The following is an 18,698-nucleotide window of genomic DNA, read 5'->3' as shown; positions in this document are numbered from 1 at the left end:
CAGATCAAACCTCTAATTATAGAAGATATTATAACGGAGAAGCGAAGTTTTCGTCATCCCTAACATTCTGTCAGGAAATTACTCTGCCAGTCCTTGAATTGTGTTCCCACGAGTGAACTGTTGGCTCTGGTCTGCCCAGCGAATGTTAATTGAGCGAGATGTGAACAGATCCGGGCCGTCCGATACCTGGAAATGCAGATGGGCTTCACTGGAGTTCCCCGAATTACCAAGCTCACCGATAGGGTCTCCTTGCTTGAGCTTATCCCCTTTTTTGACCGAAACACTGCCTTCCTTGATATGTCCTGTGATGCTGTATTCACCATTTCCATGGTCAATCACCACATAGTTACCCGCCGGCTCTTCCGGATTCATGACACCCGGTACATTGTCCGGAATATCGTTTTTGATTTCGACGACTGTTCCGTCCGCAGCAGCATAGAGTGGTTCACCAAAAGCATAGTAGTTTTCGTTTGCCGTTGCCTCACCTTGATAACTTGAATTATTCTGTGTTCGAACAATATCCAGGGCGTAGCGCTGGGTTTCATGCGCATAGTGATAGTTGGACAACACATCATTGCCTCCCCAGAACACATACCATTTCCCCTTCATGGGGAATTGGAACTCTGTTTTGGTGAATTTGGCATCCGTGTCCTGATAAGTTTCTAATGGCTGAATTAAGAGACCCTCAATCTGATTTTCTTCAGAAAAATACACTTGAACACCTTTCGTTCCAGTTTGATCCTTCCAGCTATGCTCGGTTATTTGATTCATTTCGGCATCTACCACTAGCTCCCAAGATTCCACACCCTCCAGAAACTGGTTAGCAGCTTCCTTGAATTGTTCCAACGTTAACGTTCCCTTCAATTCCGGAGAAAACTGACTATAGATTGCATCCTTTGAACCGTTCATCAACGTATCTATGAAATTGTCGGGTGTAACCATCGTGCTCACCTCTGAACTTGAGTTCTGCTCCTGATTGGAGTTCTCGCTCGCTTCATTATTGGACGCCTGTTCGGCTGACTGCTGCTCCGCCTCGTCGGAAGTAATGGAGTTGCTGTTGCCGCAAGCAGACAATATCACACAAGCTCCAAGGGTAATCGCAAGCACCTTCCAACTTCTTCTATGCTGTAATTTCGAATGTGTATTTTGTTCTGATTTCAGATGATTTTCTCTGTTCATTCTCAACATCCCTTCTACTAATCGTTATACTTTCCAGTTAAGTGTACAGAATGAGTCTTATCCTTCGTCTAACCCCAACTTACATGTAGTTAAACTTGCCATGCCTTCTGAGGCTGCATAATTAAGATTCCGTTAAGATAGCTCGTACGCTATACAGCCCTCTTGGATGGTATGATTAACAATAAACACATCGGAAGTGATCAGGAGGTCATTTTTAAACTATGGATAACGTCTCATTACTGCTTGTGGACGATGAACAGGCTATTCTGCATATGCTCAAAACCGTTCTGCTCAAAGAGCAGTTTCTCGATATTGATACCGTTACAACAGGCGAAGCTGCCATTGAGGCCTGCAACAACAAGACGTATCATTGCATCGTGCTCGACATCATGCTTCCTGGCAAAAGCGGACTGGAAATCTGTCCTTTCCTACGGCAGGTCACCGATGCGCCCATCCTGTTTCTGACGGCCAAAACAACCGATTATGACAAATTAACCGGATTCGCTGTTGGGGGCGACGATTACGTTGCCAAACCCTTTAATCCGCTCGAAGTCGTTGCTCGTATTAAATCATTACTGAAACGTTATTTACCTTCTAAAACTGTAGCGATCTCGGACCACGTCCCATCTAACGTAAATACGTCATCTCCCAGCACATCGGAAGGTGTGTACGACTTTGGACGATTCCAGGTGCTGGAATGGGCTGGCGAGCTTCGGGTTGAAGGAGAATCCGTATCCTGTCCGGCACTCGTATTTCAATTGTTGCTCTTTTTTTGCAAGCATCCCAATCGCATTTTCACCAAATCAGATCTATATGAGCGGGTCTGGGGCTCTGAAGCCATTAGTGATGACAACACCGTGATGGTTCATATTCACCGCATCCGGGAGCGTATTGAAGCCGATCCTTCCAATCCAGTATTTCTCGTTAACGTCCGGGGTCTGGGTTACAAACTGATTCAGCCGGAACATGTGTCACGCCCATGAGTATTCGTCGCAGGTTAATGACCCGGTTTATCGGGATGCTTGCCGGAGCCGTTGTTCTTATCATCCTGCTTGGTTCTGTAGCCACTTACTGGGTCGTGCAAAAGGTAAATGAAGTGAATCTGGTCGATGATTTTGCCCTTAACGGTCTGGACCAATTGATTAATACAGCAGAGATCCTGCCGGATAACACGATCCGGTATGACCCCGAATTGCTGAAGCAAGTAGATAAATATCAAGGCTGGCTCCAAGTGCTGGATGAAAACGGCTACGCCATTGATGACTACCACACTCCCGCCGATGTCCCAACTCACTACAAACCAGGGGAATTGATTGCATACTGGGAAAATCAAAAGCCCTTCCCTTATCAGATTGTTATGCTCATCCGGGAGAAGAACGGGAAGAATTTCACTTTGTTGTATGGCGAGAGTAATCCGGCCAAGTCGCTCATGAATAATATTCGTTCGGATCTCACTCTCACCAACGGGAAGTTTAATCTTCAACCGAGCCAACAGGAAGCCTTTCGTTCTGCCAATGCCTATCTTCAAGTATTGGATGCGTCGGGACGCGAACTCTCCTCCTATAACAAACCAGCTTTGGGCGTACCAAGCGAATACACCATCCAGGAATTGGTTCTGCAAATTCGCTATCCAAGTCGATCAGGGAAGTCTATTGCCACGTGGTACGACGAACAGAATGAAACCACTTGGCTGATTAGCATTCCTGGTGATCCAGCAGTGAGCGGTGATCAGAATCCCTACCGTTTTATTCTGGAACCGGCATTGGTCGTATTGATTGTATCGATCATCATTCTGCTCATCTTGCTTGCCTTCTGGTATGCCAACCGATTCGGCTCGCCCATGCTGCATATGCTCCAATGGTTACAGCGTCTGGAGCGAGGACATTATGAGGAACCTACCGGAGCCTTCGGAGTGCCTCGCAGTCAGCGGCGCAACGGAAAGTGGAAACGAAAATATCATGTGTATGCTGAAGTGCTTCGCTCCATGCAGGCCCTGTCCCACACGTTGAAGCAAGATGAAGAACTCCGCAAACAGACCGAGTCTCTACGGGAGGAATGGATCGCCGGCATAACACATGATCTGAAGACGCCCCTATCCTCCATCCAGGGTTATGCCCATATGCTTGAGGCAGATAAATATAGCTGGACCGAGGGAGAAGTCAGGGAATTCGCAGGCATAATGCTCGATAAATCCATGTATATGGACAGGCTTGTTAATGACCTTGCCATGACTTACCGATTACGGAGTGGGGGATATCAACCTGTGACGGAGGAAACTGACGTAAATGCGTTACTTCGTGATCTGATCCAGCGCGCCGAACGGAATCCTGCATATGGCGAAGGTCGCATCCTATTCCAACCGTCCGAAGTGCCTGTGTATGGACTTGTTCATATTCCATCGTTTGAACGAATCGTGGATAATCTGACCGCCAATGCCCTTCTTCACAATCCGCCCGAGTCCACCCTGATCGTCAGTGTTCATTCAGGTAAACAGGCAGATGAGTTCAGCATTCAATTTGCCGATAACGGAAGAGGTATGGATCCTGAGACGGTATGGAAGTTATTTGAACGATACTATCGCGGTACAGATACAGGCACGTCGGATGTTGGATCAGGCCTGGGCATGGCCGTAACCAAAGGTTTGATTGAAGCCATGAAAGGCCGTATTGAGGTACATTCCACGCCTGGTGAAGGAACGATCATTCGCTTAATATGGGATGGGCCGTCCGAAACTAATTAAAATATTCCGCTTGACCTTTCCATTTTCAGTCTATATAATCGACACTCAATAACACCTGTTCCAATATATTGATATTGAATGCAACACATTTCAAGATAACTTTAATGAGTTGATCTAACATATTTGGCGATGACCAGAGACATGATTTCGTTTGCGTGCTGCCCAGAGAGAGAGGGGATTGGTGAAACCTTCTTCAGCGAACGGACCGGAATTACCCCTCTGCAGCCGTGACCTCGAACCTCAGCATTTTGGACCTCCTTCGGATGTTCGGTATGTTGCCAGTAGAGTCCACCGTCTGATCCCCGATAACGGATTCCAATGAGGGTTATGATGTTTTCTGTTCCGGCGGCTGGCCGAGATCAGGGCGTACCATAACCAAATTAGGGTGGAACCACGAGCCAAGCGCACTCGTCCCTTTTCCGGGACGGGTGTTTTTTGCGCTTTCATTTTAAGAAATGGAGAGTGGTTCACATGAGCAAACAAGAAAATATTAACTCAGCAAGCAACAAATCAGGTAACGAAATAAACAGCCGAGCAAATGATCTGCAACCATCCAGTCATTTCATTGAGGTCCGTCTGCAAGGTGGCACGGTACGTTCTTACGAAGCAGGCATCACTGTAGGTGCGGTTGCCTCATCGATCAGCACAAGTCTTGGAAAACAAGCCATTGGTGGTATTGTAGATGGTCAGAATGTCGATCTTGATTGGGTGCTTGAGCAAAATTGCGAACTTGTTATCGTTACTTTGGACAGTGCGGAAGGTCTATATCGTTATCGTCACAGCGCAGCACATGTGCTCGCACAGGCACTCAAACGCATCTATGGTGCGGAAAAAGTGAAACTGGGAATTGGACCCGTAATCGAAGACGGTTTTTATTACGATGTTGATCTGGAACATGCCTTGTCCATCAGTGATCTGGCTGCCATTGAGCGGGAAATGAACAAAATCATTCAGGAAAATGAAAAGATCAGCCGCCGGGTAGTTAGCCGGGAGGAAGCCCTTCGCATCTTTGAAGAAATCCAGGACCCGTACAAGCTTGAACTGATTCGGGATTTGCCAGAGGACGCCGAGCTTTCGATCTATGATCAAGGAGAGTTCTTCGATCTGTGTCGCGGTCCCCATCTTCCATCCACTGGTCGAATCAAAGCGTTCAAGCTGTTGAATGTAGCTGGCGCGTACTGGCGGGGGAACTCGGATAATAAGATGCTGCAACGCATCTACGGCACTGCTTTCCCGAACAAAGCCCAGCTGGATGAACATCTGCACATGCTCGAAGAAGCGAAGAAACGGGATCATCGTAAACTCGGCAAAGAGCTTGAACTATTCATGTTCTCCGAAGAAGCGCCCGGCATGCCCTTCTATCTGCCCAAAGGTATGACTGTTCGCACTGAACTGGAGCAGTTCTCCCGTGAGTTGCAATTGCAAGAAGGATATCAGGAAGTCCGGACTCCTCTTATGATGAACAATCGGCTGTGGGAGCAATCCGGCCACTGGGAGCATTACAAGGACAATATGTATTTCTCGGAAGTGGACGATGCGACTTTTGCACTGAAACCGATGAACTGTCCCGGACACATGCTGATCTTCAAAAATACACTCCATTCCTACCGCGAATTGCCGATTCGCATGATGGAATTCGGTCAGGTTCACCGTCATGAATTCTCAGGTGCGCTGAACGGCATGATGCGTGTACGGACGTTCTGCCAGGATGATGCCCATCTCTACGTCATGCCAGAGCAGATCGAGGACGAGATTAATCAGGCGATCTCACTGATCGGACGCATGTACGATATCTTCGGATTCGAATATAAGATTGAGTTGTCCACTCGTCCGGAAGATTCCATGGGATCAGAAGAGCTGTGGGATCAGGCGGAACGCGCATTGCAAAATGTACTGGATCGTCGAGGCGTGGAATATCGCATTAACGAAGGAGACGGTGCCTTTTATGGACCGAAAATTGACTTTCATATCCTCGATGCGTTGAAGCGCAGCTGGCAGTGCGGAACAATCCAGCTTGATTTTCAAATGCCGGAGAAGTTCGACCTCACTTACATTGGCGAGGATAGCCTGAAACACCGTCCGGTCGTAATCCACCGTGCCATCTATGGTTCCATCGATCGTTTCATCGGCATCCTGACTGAACATTATGCAGGCGCGTTCCCACTCTGGCTCGCACCTGTGCAAGTGAAGCTGCTGCCTGTATCAGATCATTACGCAGACTATGCGCTCCAAGTACAGAGTCAGCTCCGGGCTGCGGGCATTCGGGTAGAAACAGATCTGCGCAGTGAGAAGCTCGGGTACAAAATCCGTGAAGCCCAGATGGAAAAAGTGCCTTATTCACTCGTGCTCGGTGAGAATGAGAAAAATGCCTCATCCGCCTCTGTCCGTGCATACGGTCAGGGAGATCAAGGCATTCAATCTATTCAAGCTTTTATTGAAATGATCCAACAAGCTGTGAAGGCAAAAGTATAAAAGATGTAACGACTCAATTCATGGGTCACTCATCAGCTTGTGCTGAATTACAACTTCTCATCATCTCTTAGCCCCACCTGTTCTTCGCTCCACGTCCAAAAACGCTCAGCTGAAGCATCATCAACGGCATGTGCCTTCAGCTGCTGCTCTTTCTGTTGATAGTAGTAACGCCCGGTGATCCCTACGACTTCAGGGCTTGTGGCCAGATAGACAGCCGTTCGCGCCCCTTCTTCAGGCGATAGAAAGAATGGAAGCTTACCCACAAACGCCATAATGCGTGTGCCGAATCCGGTATTACGATCTACGCCAATACTCGTTCCCACCGCACCAGGGTGTAGACAGTTTACCGTCACAGACGTACCTGACATTTTGCCGGCCAATGCACGAGTGAATAGCACGTTAGCCAATTTGGATTGGGCGTAGCTTTTGATCGGATTATAACCTTTATGCAGATGTGGATCTTCGAAGTGAATTTTACCAGCCTTGTACGCACCTGACGAAACGTTCACCACTCGTCCCTGCTTCGCAGCTTTCAGAGGTTCTATCAAAAGTAAGGTCAGCAGGAAATGCCCCAGATGGTTAATGCCAATACTCTGTTCGAACCCGTCTGAGGTTTCCTTCCGTTTGACCATCACCACCCCCGCATTATTAACCAGAACGTCAAGGCGATCATGACGCTCGCGGAATGTGCGGGCAAATTGGCGTATGCTTTCGAGTGCCCCCAGGTCACACAGCATCAATTCAATCGCAGAAGAGCCGGACTGACCCACAGCTTCCTGAAGAGCCTCCTGTCCGCGCTTCTCACTGCGGCATGCCATAATTACGTGATATCCTTGCCTTGCAAGTTCAATGGTGGTTGCCAACCCCATACCTGAGTTAGCTCCTGTTACTATTGCTGTCTGATTGGACATAGGTACTTCCCTTCTGAACATGAGGTTCCGAAATTAGAGGCGCGACGACGGACAATATGAGATAATGATAGGATCACATCTCGGTTTCCATGGGAGGACAAGTATGCTGACCAAAGAAGATTTTAAAAAAGTTAAAAAACAAGCCAAACTTGAAGTCGCACTACTCGAACAGGAATATCAGGATATCTTGCAGAACGTTGACACTTCGCTGTATGAAAAATACGGTATTTTGGACCAGGAAGAAACACGTGAACTCACCCGAAAACGCAAAAACCGAAGATATGCTTCATTGGTCATCGAACTATGCGCCATTACTGAACAAATGTTACATCAACTGTACAGAGACGTATATCAGAAAAAGTTTAATTCGACCCAGCTGATGAAAACTCCTGCCTACCGTGCACGCTCCAATATGGAGATTATTCAGGCCGAATTGAGTAAAGAATTCATTACCCTGGAATCTGAAAAAGAACACTTCGCTGAAGCCCTTAGCCAGGTGTTTCAGACGAGGAACAAACTCGTTCATGATAACTTCTCGTTTGTGTCCATCGTTAAGGATGGCAGTAATGAAGAAGAAACGTTCGAAGCGCTGCTCCATACCGTTAAAAAATATAGAAAACATTTAAAATATAATCGCCCTGAATAACAACGATCATCGCTAAAAAAGAAAAGGAGGTGTACCGGACTACGGTCCGGATAACCATGAGCCATCCAACAACTTCAATTACTGTGCTAAATCTTCAGATTCCCACACCTTCCGGGAACAGCCCCATATTCCCCGTCATGCTTCGTGATGTAGATGGTGTTACCTTGGTGGATACGGGCATGATTGGACAATTTGCTGAACTTCAATCCGCTTTGGAACAAGAGGGCGTTCAACTCTCGGACGTCAAACGTGTGATTATTACTCATCAGGACATCGATCATATCGGTAACCTGGGCGCTCTTCTGGATGCCATCCCTGATCTGGAAATCTGGGCACATGCCGATGAAATTCCGTATCTAACCGGTGAGAAACCTTTGATCAAATTCACGCCTGAACGTCGTGCTCTGTTGCCCGCGCCCGTTTTGGCACTGGCAGATCAATTGCTCTTGCAGCTGCCTGAAGTGAACATTAGCAGAACGCTGGCAGACGGAGACTTATTACCCCTTCAAGGCGGTACACAGGTCATTCATACACCAGGACATACCCCAGGTCATATCTGCTTGTATTTCGGGGAGCAACAATTCCTGCTCGCTGCCGATGAACTTCGTGTGGTCGATGATGAACTGGTTGGTCCTGCGCCACCCGCGACACCGGACATGCCTGAAGCGCTACGAAGCCTGAAGAAACTGACAGACCTTAAGCTCAATAAGGTTCTCTGTTATCACGGTGGAGAGTACACCAATGATCCGGCTCAGCGTATTGCCACACTTGCGGAGCGCGCAGAATAGGTAAAGAACGCAACTCGTGAGTGTTTTTGGAATTACACAAGCATCCTATTAACGCTGTTTCTCTTCGTGCGGCATTGTGCGGAGTGGCTCATTCAAGATTAGGATGACACATATATTACAATCAAGGAGCTGTCCCATACGTCATGAATTTGACGGGACAGCTCCTTTGATTCATTAACCATGTACTTCTACTACTGCACTGTTGTGCGTACGATATCTTATATTGCACCACGACATGTCCACAGTATCCTCTAACGAATCTCAGACACGCAATATGCTATATTTTGAGCATTAAGATTTTCTAACGAACTCCAGACATCTTATTCACGAGTTTCACTGGTTTTTCCGCAGGTTTCAAGTGAATTTTGGTGATATAACGTGGCTGAGGTTCGTTACATTCTTCATCGACCTCTAAACGTTCATATAAGGTGTGTCAGGTTCGTTAGAAAAAACGGCGATCCCCATTCAGTTGGACGCGTCCTTCAACACTGATTTATCTCACCTGACTCCCTACTTAACTCTGAGGAGTAAGCACTATCAGCTTGTCATCCCCATCACGTGGCGATCCCCGTCCATCCCGATTGTTCGTAAGCACGTATAACTTTCCGTCCTCGCCAGCACTCACATTGCGAATTCGGCCCCACTCATCTTCGAAGATCGGTTCCACCTGCTCGACCTGCGTACCATCTTCCGAAAGAGTAACCTTCAACAACTGCTCTCCACGCAGATTCGCGGCAATCAGTGAACCGGCCCATGGTCCTTCTTCAACAAAAGCTACACCGGACGGAGCCCATGTGTCATTCCCACTATGTGCAAGCGGAGCCTGATATGCGCCGTTGTCATCTTCGTCTCCCTCCACCTCGGGCCAGCCATAATTCTCACCAGCCACAATCCGGTTAATCTCATCATGATTCCGCTGACCATGCTCGGTAGAATAGAGATAACCGTTGTCTGGGTTCCAGGCCAGTCCCTGTGCGTTACGGTGTCCCATACTGTACACAGGCGAATTAGGCCATGGGTTGTCTGCAGGGATCGATCCGTCGAGACCAATCCGCAATATTTTACCCCCAAGGCTATCTTCGTTCTGTGACAGTTCCGGTTCATAGCGCTCACCTGTCGTAATATAGAGCAACTTGTCCAGGCCGATCTTGATCCGCCCACCATTATGATTCGTTCCGCCTGGAATATTACCAAGCAGCTCTTGATCTATGACCGCTTTCCCATCATTCACCTTGAGACGTAACACCCGATTGGCAATGTCGTCGCCTTCCAGATAGGAGTGGTACGCATACAAGTAACCGTTCTCCTCAAAGTCCGGATCTGCTGCAAGACCCAACAGACCTCCTTCACCTTCTTCATTAAACGGGGCTGAGAATTCAATCAGTGGTTCAGGGGTTAGTTTTCCATCCTCAATGACCCGAATCGCACCTGGGCGTTCCGTTACAAACATCCGACCATCAGGCACACTCACAATCTCCCATGGTGCATTCAGTCCTTCAACCAGAACGGAAACCTGATACGGAATAACCGCCTCTCCCTGCGCTCCACTCTCGTTTCCAATCGCACTGCCATTGCCTCCATTGGCTGTCTGTCCCTGACCTGTTCCCTGCCCCTGAGACGTCTGCTCTGTTCCTCCTGTAGAGGGATCGCCTGAAGAGCATGACGCTGTCAACAGTGCCACACTTAATAATGAAGCATACAGCGGAACGGTTACTCGATTATTCATGATTACATCTCCCTTCGCATATGATTTTTTTGTTCTCTATAGTTGTGATGCTATTATTCTTCTGTAAAGCGGTTTCGCCCTGTATTACCCTTCATACCAGCCACTTAAACGGCGAATTCAACGGACTCGAGAGACATGAAATCACTGCAGTTTGGAATTCCACCATAATCTTTTATAATAGAAGGATAGTATGAATGGAAAGGTGGACAACTACACTCATGAATCAAAACCCTTTATCTCGTCTTGAAGCCGATCTGTCCGGGCAAGGATTGGACGCTATGCTGATCACAGATCCGAAACATATCTACTATTTAACTGGCTTTGCGAGCAATCCGCATGAACGCTTCCTTGGTCTGGTACTCGCACGTGGCGAAGAACCATTATTGATCGTACCCGCACTTGACGCAGAAGCTGCCGCAGCCGCTTCCTCGGTATCCAACATTGCCACTCACACGGATACGGATAATCCGTACGCTTTGTTTGATCGTTATCAGGGGCGCTTGGGCCGAGTAGGTCTCGAAAAAGAATACGTGACTGTCTCACGTTATGAGCAGTTGACCGCTGCACTGGGTGCAGCCAGCTTTGAAGATGTTGGCCCATTGCTTCGCACATTACGTGTGAAAAAAACACCTGATGAAGTAGCTCGCATTCGCCACGCCATTCATCTAATTGAAGAAACTCTTCGTCAAGGCCTCTCTCATGTTCGCACAGGCGTAACCGAGATCGAGCTTGTCGCCGAGATGGAGTATCAGATGAAGAAACTGGGTGCTGATGGCCCTTCCTTTGATACCATGGTACTCACAGGCCCCAAAACAGGTCTGCCACACGGTACACCAGGTGAACGGAAACTGCAACATGGTGACCTGTTGATGTTTGATATGGGTGTGTATGCTGGAGGGTATGCCTCGGATATCACACGTACATTCGCCTTTGGTGACATCTCACCTGAACTCAAAACCATCTATAACACGGTGCTCGCAGCGAACGAAGCTGCTATCCAAATCGTGAAACCAGGCATCACCTGCGCTGAAGTGGATCGTGCGGCACGCCAGGTGACGGAAGAAGCGGGATACGGCGAGCGCTTCATGCATAGAGTAGGTCATGGATTGGGTATCGATGTGCATGAATATCCTTCCCTCCATGGAGAAAACATGGACATCCTAAATGAAGGTACCGTATTCACAATTGAACCAGGCATATATACCGCAGCAGGCGGCGTTCGCATCGAGGATGATGTAATCGTGACCGAGAAGGGTGTCGAAGTTCTGACAACATATCCAAAAGAGCTGCAAATCCTTACCGACTAATCCAATTGGATCTATGTCAAAAACAAAATCCCGCAAACCCATAATATCATGGGTTTGCGGGATTTTAATTAATACGAAGCATATCCTACATTACTCCGTCTGCATTCTACGTGATCTTATTCCTGCTCACTTATTTACCACTAGTCAAACTCATGCGTGATATCCTGCCAGGATTCCAGCTGTGGCAGCTGTTGCTTCCCCCAGTAATCCAGAAACCATTGAATAATCACAGTCGTATCTGCTGTGCTGTAGCTGTAATGCCGGAAACCGTCCTCACCTTCCTGCAAACGAATCTCCGCCACCATCTGCCCTGGTTCCTCAAGCGCAGCAGCCTGCATATACATACTTCCCTCCACCAGCTCCGAAGGTCCAAGTACTACGTATTCCTGCAATTCCAGATTGGAGATCAACTCCACCAATAACGAGGCATTAATGTTATCATTCTCGTATGTTGTGCCATTGCTTTCCAGTGTATAACGCAGTGTAGAGTACATGTGCGAATCCCCTTTGGTTGAAATCATCGTTGGCTAATGATACACGCTCATAACGACAGGTCGCTTATATTATAACTTTTTCATAAAAATGTAAAAAGGATTTTCTTGTTTTGGGGAGATATGTTTTCTATAAAAAATCCCCTTGCAGAGTCCGAATTACAATTGACTGTGCAGAGGGGGATTTTAAGGGATACTCTTTGAATATTGTCTAAGCTTCATCCTTAAACTTAAAGCTACGTGCAGCATACAGAAACGGCGTTCCAACCGCAGTCAATACGAATTTGATGACGTACGTGGTCAGGAAGATTTCCAGCCAGATATCCCAAGGGTAGATGAACGCAAACGCGATGGTGCAGAACACCAGTGTATCTACAAATGAGCTGATGATCGAACTACCGTTGGTACGAATCCACAACTGATTACGTCCAGGTGCTACCTTTCGTAGCCAGCTGAACAGTCGCACATCCAGGAACTGACTGATGAAGTAAGCAGTCAGACTTCCGAGTGCCAGACGTGGCAGCAGACCGAACAATGTTTTCATCGAATCCTGTGCAAAGTCCGTCGGTGCCGGGTCAAAGAACAACACCATCTGCATCAGAACAGTCGTCATGATTAACGTGAAAAATCCGAACCATACGGCCTTCCGCGCTTCACCCGATCCATACTTCTCATTCAGAAGGTCACTGGTCAGATACATGCTGACATACATCGTGTTGCCTAACGTCAGTACGATCCCCATAATATCTATCGTTTTGGTCACCTGAATGTTGGCTATAACCGTAGCCACACCAATCCAGGCATAGAGACCTTTTTTACCGAACAAGCGGTAACACAGCAGGAAAAATCCATAAGTTACGAGAACGAAAACCGCTCCCCACCCTAAGTTAAACATAAATACATACACTGCCTTCCTAGTTTTGATTACGCGGGATGGTTACGAACCGCGGTTTGGCTCAGGGCCAAAACATGAATACTCTATCACATTTCTCGTCCCTTGAACAGCACTAAATAACCCCAAGCCTACCTAAGTGACTACAAGTCCCTTCTATATAACTCCTCTGTCCCCTCTCGACCTTATTACGTTTTTCCTACCTTCATGCCGTTTACCACGTGTATCAAAAAGTAGCCGGCTTCACACAACGTGCACAGGTATGATGATGCGATTACCACAAAAAAACCGCCTTCCGGATTTCTCCGAAGGACGGCTTTACTTGCATGAACTTTAGATGGATTTGCCTCTTATATGAGGCTCTACCAAGTCCATTCTGTATTACGCCTGAACAGCTGAATCCAGTTCACGGCTTTGATCATTGAATGTGTCTTGATCATTTTCTTTCAAAATTTTGCTGGTAACAAGTCCAGAAGTCATGGACCCGTTCACGTTCAATGCTGTACGACCCATGTCGATCAGCGGTTCAACGGAGATCAGCAATCCTGCCAAAGCAACTGGCAGGTTCATGGTGGACAATACGATCAGGGAAGCGAAGGTAGCCCCGCCACCGACGCCAGCGACACCAAATGAACTGATCATAACTACGAGGATCAAAGTCACAATGAAGTCCCAGCTCAGCGGATCGATGCCGACCGTTGGAGCAATCATCACCGCCAGCATGGCCGGATAGATCCCGGCGCAGCCGTTTTGCCCAATTGTAGCTCCAAAGCTTGCAGACAGATTCGCAATCCCGTCCGAAACGCCCAGTTTCTTCGTCTGTGTCTCCACATTCAGCGGAATGGCTGCCGCACTTGAACGGGACGTAAAGGCAAATACCAGTGTTGGCAGAACCTTTTTCAGATACGTCAGTGGGTTGAAGCCAGACAGCGCAATGATAATCAAGTGAATGATGAACATAACGAGCAACGCTACATAGGATGCGACAACGAATTTGATCAGCTTCAGAATCTCGTCTGGATTCGTGGTCGCCGTTACCTTCGTAATTAGGGCCAAGATACCGTATGGCGTCAATCGAAGTACTAACGTTACAATCCGCATAACTACCGCATATACCGCATTAACCATGCCTCGGAATGTTTCCGCCTGCTGTGGTTTTTTGCGATCCAATCCAAGTACAGCCACACCGATGAAAGCGGAGAAAATAACAACCGCCAGTGTAGATGTACGACGTTCTCCTGTCATATCCGCAAATGGATTCGAAGGAATGAATTCCAGCACTTGCTGTGGAATCGTCTGATCCTGTACATCAACTAGACGTTCCTCCATGCGTTGTCCTTGTGCAAGCTCCCGATCTCCACCCTCGATCTCAATCGAAGTCAGGTTGAAGCTGAGGCTCGTTACAATGCTGACCCCTGCGGCAATCGCCGTTGTGATCAACAGGATCGCAATAATGGAGACACTCATTTTACCGAGGTTTTGCTTGCCTTTCAGATTCATGATGGCTGAGATGATCGATACCATAATCAATGGAATCACGACCATTTGTAACAAACGAACATATCCTGAACCAACCAGATTGAACCAATCGACCGACTTCGTGATGACATCAGAGCCGGACGCGTACACCAATTGAAGAATTACACCGTATACAACCCCCATACCCAAACCCGCAAATACGCGTTTCGTAAAGGAAATGTGTTTCTTCTGCATCCAGTAGAGCACACCCAGAAATGCCAGCATGATCACTACATTCAAAATGACTAGAAAAGTATCCATTACTATAAATCCTCCTCAACATGTGTGTAACCGGAAATGATCCGATTTTCTCTTCTATTTTTTATACGACCAACAAGACATTTTACAATATACCATATAACAAACTATTCTGGTAGGTATTAATTGATATTATGTAATATGCATGTAACAGATTCATCTATTTCTGAAAAAAATACACCAAATCGTGAAAATTGTTCTATTCAACCTCCGGTTAATTCTGTAATATAGGTATATCCGCTTATTCCCAAGTTTTCTCAACGTATAAATTAGGCCTTTCTTCATTGGTAGATAGGTCTTATGATAACGGAAAAGCGACAATGTTAATGAACATGACGTGAAAGGATGATCCTATGTTTCGTAATCGCACCGTTGCCGGTAAAATCCGAGGCACTTTGTTCCTTGTTCTGCTGGTTGCTTCCCTGTTGTTCAGTATCAGTTTTTATGCCGTATCGATGAATATTATTCAAAGTTACGTGCTCCCGCAGTTCGATAAAGTCCTAAACACGTCCATTCAGGATATATACAAGAATACCTCTGCTTCAAAGATTCTACAGGTACAGAGTGGCGGAGCCGGTTCTGAAGGTGCTGCTATGACCGTAGAATCGTATCTGGCTGACAAAGCAAAAGAACACAATCTGGATGCCGCATACGTTGTTGCCATTCAAGATGGATCAGCCAAAGTGGTTGTAGCCAACTCTTCCTCAGGCATGAAAGCCCAGGATGAGATTAGTGTAGAACCCACAATGACTGCAGCGATCGAGAACAAAGAAATGGTAATCAGTGAGGTCTACTCCGATTCCTTTGGTGTACATAAAGCAGCCTTTATGCCAATCGCAGGAAGTAACATGATTATGGCTGTAAGCATGGACGCTCAGTTCATTCAAGATAAGATTACCCAGGTCTTCTGGTTATGTCTTGGAATTACAGCATTAGTCTTCGTGCTCGGCTGGCTTATCTCTACTAGTATGATCAAAAGAGTAACCAAACCCATCATCAAGCTCGTCCAACATAGCAAGCAAATATCTCAAGGTGATCTAACCGCCGAACTCCAGATTCATGGCAAAGATGAAATTGCCCAGCTTGCCGCAAGCTTCCAGACGATGACGCATAACCTGAAAGAAATGATTAGCCGTGCCTTGTCCACGTCCGATGAAGTTGTGTCAGGCTCCAACGACCTGCTTCAGCGTGTTGAATCAATGTCTGGTATGGTTCGAAACTCCAGCCGCTCCGCAGAAGATGCAGAAAAAGGTAGCATCAGTATCGCTTCCAGTGCATCCGAGAACGCCAGAGCCATGGAAGAAATTACGCAGGGAATCATGCATATCGCTTCTTCTTCTGCTGAAGTGTCTGAGCAAATTGGCGAAGCAGCCAATGAGGCGGTTAATGGTAACCGACTGGCTCAGAATGCCGTTGAGCAGATGGAACGTGTAGGTCAGACAGCAAGCGAATCGTTGCGCTATGTTGAGACCATGAATGAACGCTCGGTAGCCATCGGCACCATTGTTGCTTCCATTTTTGAAATTACCAAACAGATTAACATGTTGTCACTCAACGCCTCCATTGAAGCAGCGCGTGCTGGTGAGCACGGGCGCGGATTCGCTGTCGTTGCCGGAGAAGTCCGCAAACTGGCCGAGCAATCCAAGACAGCCACCGAGGAAATATCAGATTATCTGGGCACCATTCGTGAAGACGCTGAACGCTCGGTTGACGCCATGAATCGTGTAACCAAAGAGATTGGTTCAGGCACAACTGTCGTTCAACAAGCAGGTTCAGCTTTCCAACAACTGAATGAACTGATCCAGAACGTCAATCTAACCATCCAGACTGTCTCTGCTTCTACAGAGCAAGTATCCGCTGGTGCAGAAGAAGTGAGTGCGTCTGTTGAAGAAACGGCACAGATTACGTCCAAATCCCGCGAGAGCATGCTACAGATTGCTTCAACAGCAGATCTTCAGCTCAGCGAGATGGATTCACATTCGAATACGGTACGACATCTGCATGAACAAGCTGTAGAGCTGCAATCCGCCATGAAAAATTTCAAAATAAACTAACAGGTTAACCATTAACCTATCAATCTCTGTTTTAAACGCCTTTTAATCATAGGATATACAATACCCCCATGCCGCTAACATTCCGTTTCTAGAAAACGGTTTGTCGGACATGGGGGTATTCTTGTATAACAGCTCACTCGGGTGCTTGGACACCCATTATCTCGTACACACGCTTCATATCCAATGAGGACCGCAACGATTCGGCTACCCGATTGAACTCCATCTCCTTACGTTCATGCGCACTATATGTCTCCTGAAGTGGGGCTAGTCCCTTTGCTTCACGCAAACCATTAAGCCACGAACGTCGGAATTGATCACTTTCAAACAAACCATGCAGATAGGTTCCCCACACGCTGCCATCCACTGTGCCCCAGCCTTCATGGAATGCTTCACCACCTGGATGGGAGATTTCAAATAGTGCGGTTACACGTTCAGGTTCGTGGCACTCCGTAACACCCATATGAATCTCATATCCATTAATGGGTAGTGGAGATGCTTCCACATCTGCTTCACCATACAGACGAATCGGATTCTGAGGTTGCACCCGTCCGGAAGCCCTGACTGTCTGCTTTTCCTGAAGAAATGTTGTCGATAATGGAAGCCAGCCAAGTCCCTTCGCTTCCTGGATCTGATTCGCCTCCACTGCAAACGGGTCCTTCAGATGTCTTCCAAGCATCTGGTATCCGCCACATATCCCTACGAGCTGAACGTTATCACGTTCGGTCTGGCTGGCAATCGCTTGCTCCAGTCCAGACTCACGCAGGAACGCCAGATCCCCTATCGTATCCTTCGTACCCGGTAGAAGAATAGCATCAGGACTTCCCAATTCCTCTGGCGAGGTCACGTAACGCACATTCACATCCGGTTCACGGGAAAGGGCATCGAAGTCTGTAAAATTGGAAATTCGCGGATATCGGATCACCGCCAGATCCAGCTCTGTTTTTCCGGATTTACCATGACGCATGGAGTCCAGCACTACTGAATCCTCTGCTTCAATCTGAATATCTCTTATGTAAGGCAATACACCTAATACTGGAATACCTGTACGTTCTTCGAGCCAGTCTAGTCCAGGCTGCAAAAGAGACAGATCGCCGCGAAACTTATTGATGATAAAACCTTTTACACGCTCCACCTCGTGTGGCTCTAGCAGCTCCAGAGTGCCGACAATAGAAGCAAATACACCGCCCCGATCAATATCAGAGATCAGAATGACTGGAGCATCGGCCCAACCTGCCAGATTCATGTTGACGATATCCCGGTCTTTCAGATTAATCTCCGCAGGACTGCCTGCTCCTTCCATCAGCACCACATCATACGTGTCTCGCAACCGGTTCAGCGCATCCATTACCGTCTGCTTCGCTTCTGGCAGGAACTTCTGGCGATAATCTGATGCACTCATCTGAGCAAAAGGTACACCGTGTACCACGATCTGCGAATGCATGTCCCGCACAGGCTTGATCAGGATCGGATTCATATCCGTCGTGGCTTCAATACCGCAGGCTTCGGCCTGCGCGCCTTGGGCACGGCCAATCTCCTTGCCGTCTTCTGTTACGTAAGAATTCAGTGCCATGTTCTGTGACTTGAACGGGGCAGGCTTGAAGCCATCCTGCTTGAATATACGGCACAGCGCCGTTGTAATCACGCTTTTCCCTACATCTGATGCCGTTCCTTGCAGCATGAGTACTGCCGCTGGTTGTTGTAATTGTTGCACAGGCG

At 47.5% G+C, this 18,698-nt stretch carries 14 protein-coding genes; 7 read left to right on the top strand and 7 right to left on the bottom strand.

The window, feature by feature from the left end; all coding sequences use genetic code 11:
• Positions 1–78 precede the first annotated feature (78 nt).
• On the bottom strand, positions 79–1,179 hold the full coding sequence (locus MKX75_RS07175; RefSeq protein ID WP_175623633.1) for a peptidoglycan DD-metalloendopeptidase family protein: 1,101 nt from the start codon (positions 1,177–1,179) through the stop codon (positions 79–81).
• A gap of 221 nt (positions 1,180–1,400) precedes the next feature.
• Here MKX75_RS07175 and MKX75_RS07170 point away from each other — a divergent pair, with 221 nt between their 5' ends.
• The 3 genes from MKX75_RS07170 to thrS all read left to right on the top strand — a co-directional run bounded on the left by MKX75_RS07170 (position 1,401) and on the right by thrS (position 6,391).
• Positions 1,401–2,162: a response regulator transcription factor gene (locus MKX75_RS07170; RefSeq protein ID WP_076330044.1), complete on the top strand. Its 762-nt coding sequence runs from the start codon at positions 1,401–1,403 to the stop codon at positions 2,160–2,162.
• On the top strand, positions 2,159–3,919 hold the full coding sequence (locus tag MKX75_RS07165; RefSeq protein WP_339169032.1) for a HAMP domain-containing sensor histidine kinase: 1,761 nt from the start codon (positions 2,159–2,161) through the stop codon (positions 3,917–3,919). Before MKX75_RS07170 ends, MKX75_RS07165 begins: the two co-directional genes overlap by 4 nt.
• Before the next feature lie 471 nt (positions 3,920–4,390).
• Positions 4,391–6,391, top strand: a complete 2,001-nt coding sequence (gene thrS / locus MKX75_RS07160; protein WP_339169031.1) for a threonine--tRNA ligase — start codon at positions 4,391–4,393, stop codon at positions 6,389–6,391.
• A gap of 47 nt (positions 6,392–6,438) precedes the next feature.
• Here the strand turns inward: thrS and MKX75_RS07155 are convergent, their stop codons facing one another.
• On the bottom strand, positions 6,439–7,302 hold the full coding sequence (locus tag MKX75_RS07155; RefSeq protein ID WP_339169030.1) for an SDR family oxidoreductase: 864 nt from the start codon (positions 7,300–7,302) through the stop codon (positions 6,439–6,441).
• 103 nt (positions 7,303–7,405) lie between these two features.
• Here MKX75_RS07155 and MKX75_RS07150 point away from each other — a divergent pair, with 103 nt between their 5' ends.
• Together MKX75_RS07150 and MKX75_RS07145 are read left to right on the top strand one after the other, a co-directional pair.
• Entirely contained in the window at positions 7,406–7,948 is a 543-nt protein-coding gene (locus tag MKX75_RS07150) for a hypothetical protein (RefSeq protein WP_339169029.1), read from the top strand.
• Positions 7,949–8,004: 56 nt separating this feature from the next.
• Positions 8,005–8,736, top strand: a complete 732-nt coding sequence (locus MKX75_RS07145) for an MBL fold metallo-hydrolase (RefSeq protein ID WP_339169028.1) — start codon at positions 8,005–8,007, stop codon at positions 8,734–8,736.
• 514 nt (positions 8,737–9,250) lie between these two features.
• Here the strand turns inward: MKX75_RS07145 and MKX75_RS07140 are convergent.
• Positions 9,251–10,462, bottom strand: coding sequence for a PQQ-dependent sugar dehydrogenase (locus MKX75_RS07140; protein ID WP_339169027.1), 1,212 nt, complete (start codon positions 10,460–10,462; stop codon positions 9,251–9,253).
• A 218-nt stretch (positions 10,463–10,680) separates the two neighbouring features.
• On the opposite strand from MKX75_RS07140, the gene MKX75_RS07135 reads away from it, so the two are divergent.
• Positions 10,681–11,769 (top strand): Xaa-Pro peptidase family protein, encoded by a 1,089-nt coding sequence (locus tag MKX75_RS07135; protein ID WP_339169026.1) that lies wholly within the window; start codon positions 10,681–10,683, stop codon positions 11,767–11,769.
• Between the two features lie 140 nt (positions 11,770–11,909).
• Here MKX75_RS07135 and MKX75_RS07130 read toward each other — a convergent pair whose 3' ends face one another.
• From MKX75_RS07130 to MKX75_RS07120, 3 genes are all read right to left on the bottom strand, one after another.
• The gene (locus tag MKX75_RS07130) at positions 11,910–12,263 is read right to left on the bottom strand and encodes a hypothetical protein (RefSeq protein ID WP_145146501.1); all 354 of its coding nucleotides are present in this window, start codon (positions 12,261–12,263) and stop codon (positions 11,910–11,912) included.
• Between the two features lie 208 nt (positions 12,264–12,471).
• Complete coding sequence (locus MKX75_RS07125; RefSeq protein WP_145146500.1) at positions 12,472–13,155, bottom strand: queuosine precursor transporter; 684 nt, start codon at positions 13,153–13,155, stop codon at positions 12,472–12,474.
• Positions 13,156–13,533: 378 nt separating this feature from the next.
• The gene (locus MKX75_RS07120) at positions 13,534–14,931 is read right to left on the bottom strand and encodes an L-cystine transporter (RefSeq protein ID WP_062833171.1); all 1,398 of its coding nucleotides are present in this window, start codon (positions 14,929–14,931) and stop codon (positions 13,534–13,536) included.
• Positions 14,932–15,281: 350 nt separating this feature from the next.
• On the opposite strand from MKX75_RS07120, the gene MKX75_RS07115 reads away from it, so the two are divergent.
• Positions 15,282–16,982 carry a methyl-accepting chemotaxis protein gene (locus MKX75_RS07115; protein WP_062833170.1) on the top strand — a complete coding sequence of 567 codons (1,701 nt, stop codon included), beginning with the start codon at positions 15,282–15,284 and terminating at the stop codon, positions 16,980–16,982.
• Positions 16,983–17,115: 133 nt separating this feature from the next.
• Here the strand turns inward: MKX75_RS07115 and MKX75_RS07110 are convergent, their stop codons facing one another.
• Positions 17,116–18,660, bottom strand: coding sequence for a cobyric acid synthase (locus tag MKX75_RS07110; protein ID WP_339170392.1), 1,545 nt, complete (start codon positions 18,658–18,660; stop codon positions 17,116–17,118).
• Between the last annotated feature and the right edge of the window lie 38 nt (positions 18,661–18,698).

The organism is Paenibacillus sp. FSL R5-0341 (genome assembly GCF_037975235.1).
Taxonomy (GTDB): domain Bacteria; phylum Bacillota; class Bacilli; order Paenibacillales; family Paenibacillaceae; genus Paenibacillus; species Paenibacillus amylolyticus_A.
The sequence above is the reverse complement of the archived record's forward strand: the minus strand, read 5'-3'. Positions and strand labels throughout refer to the sequence as shown.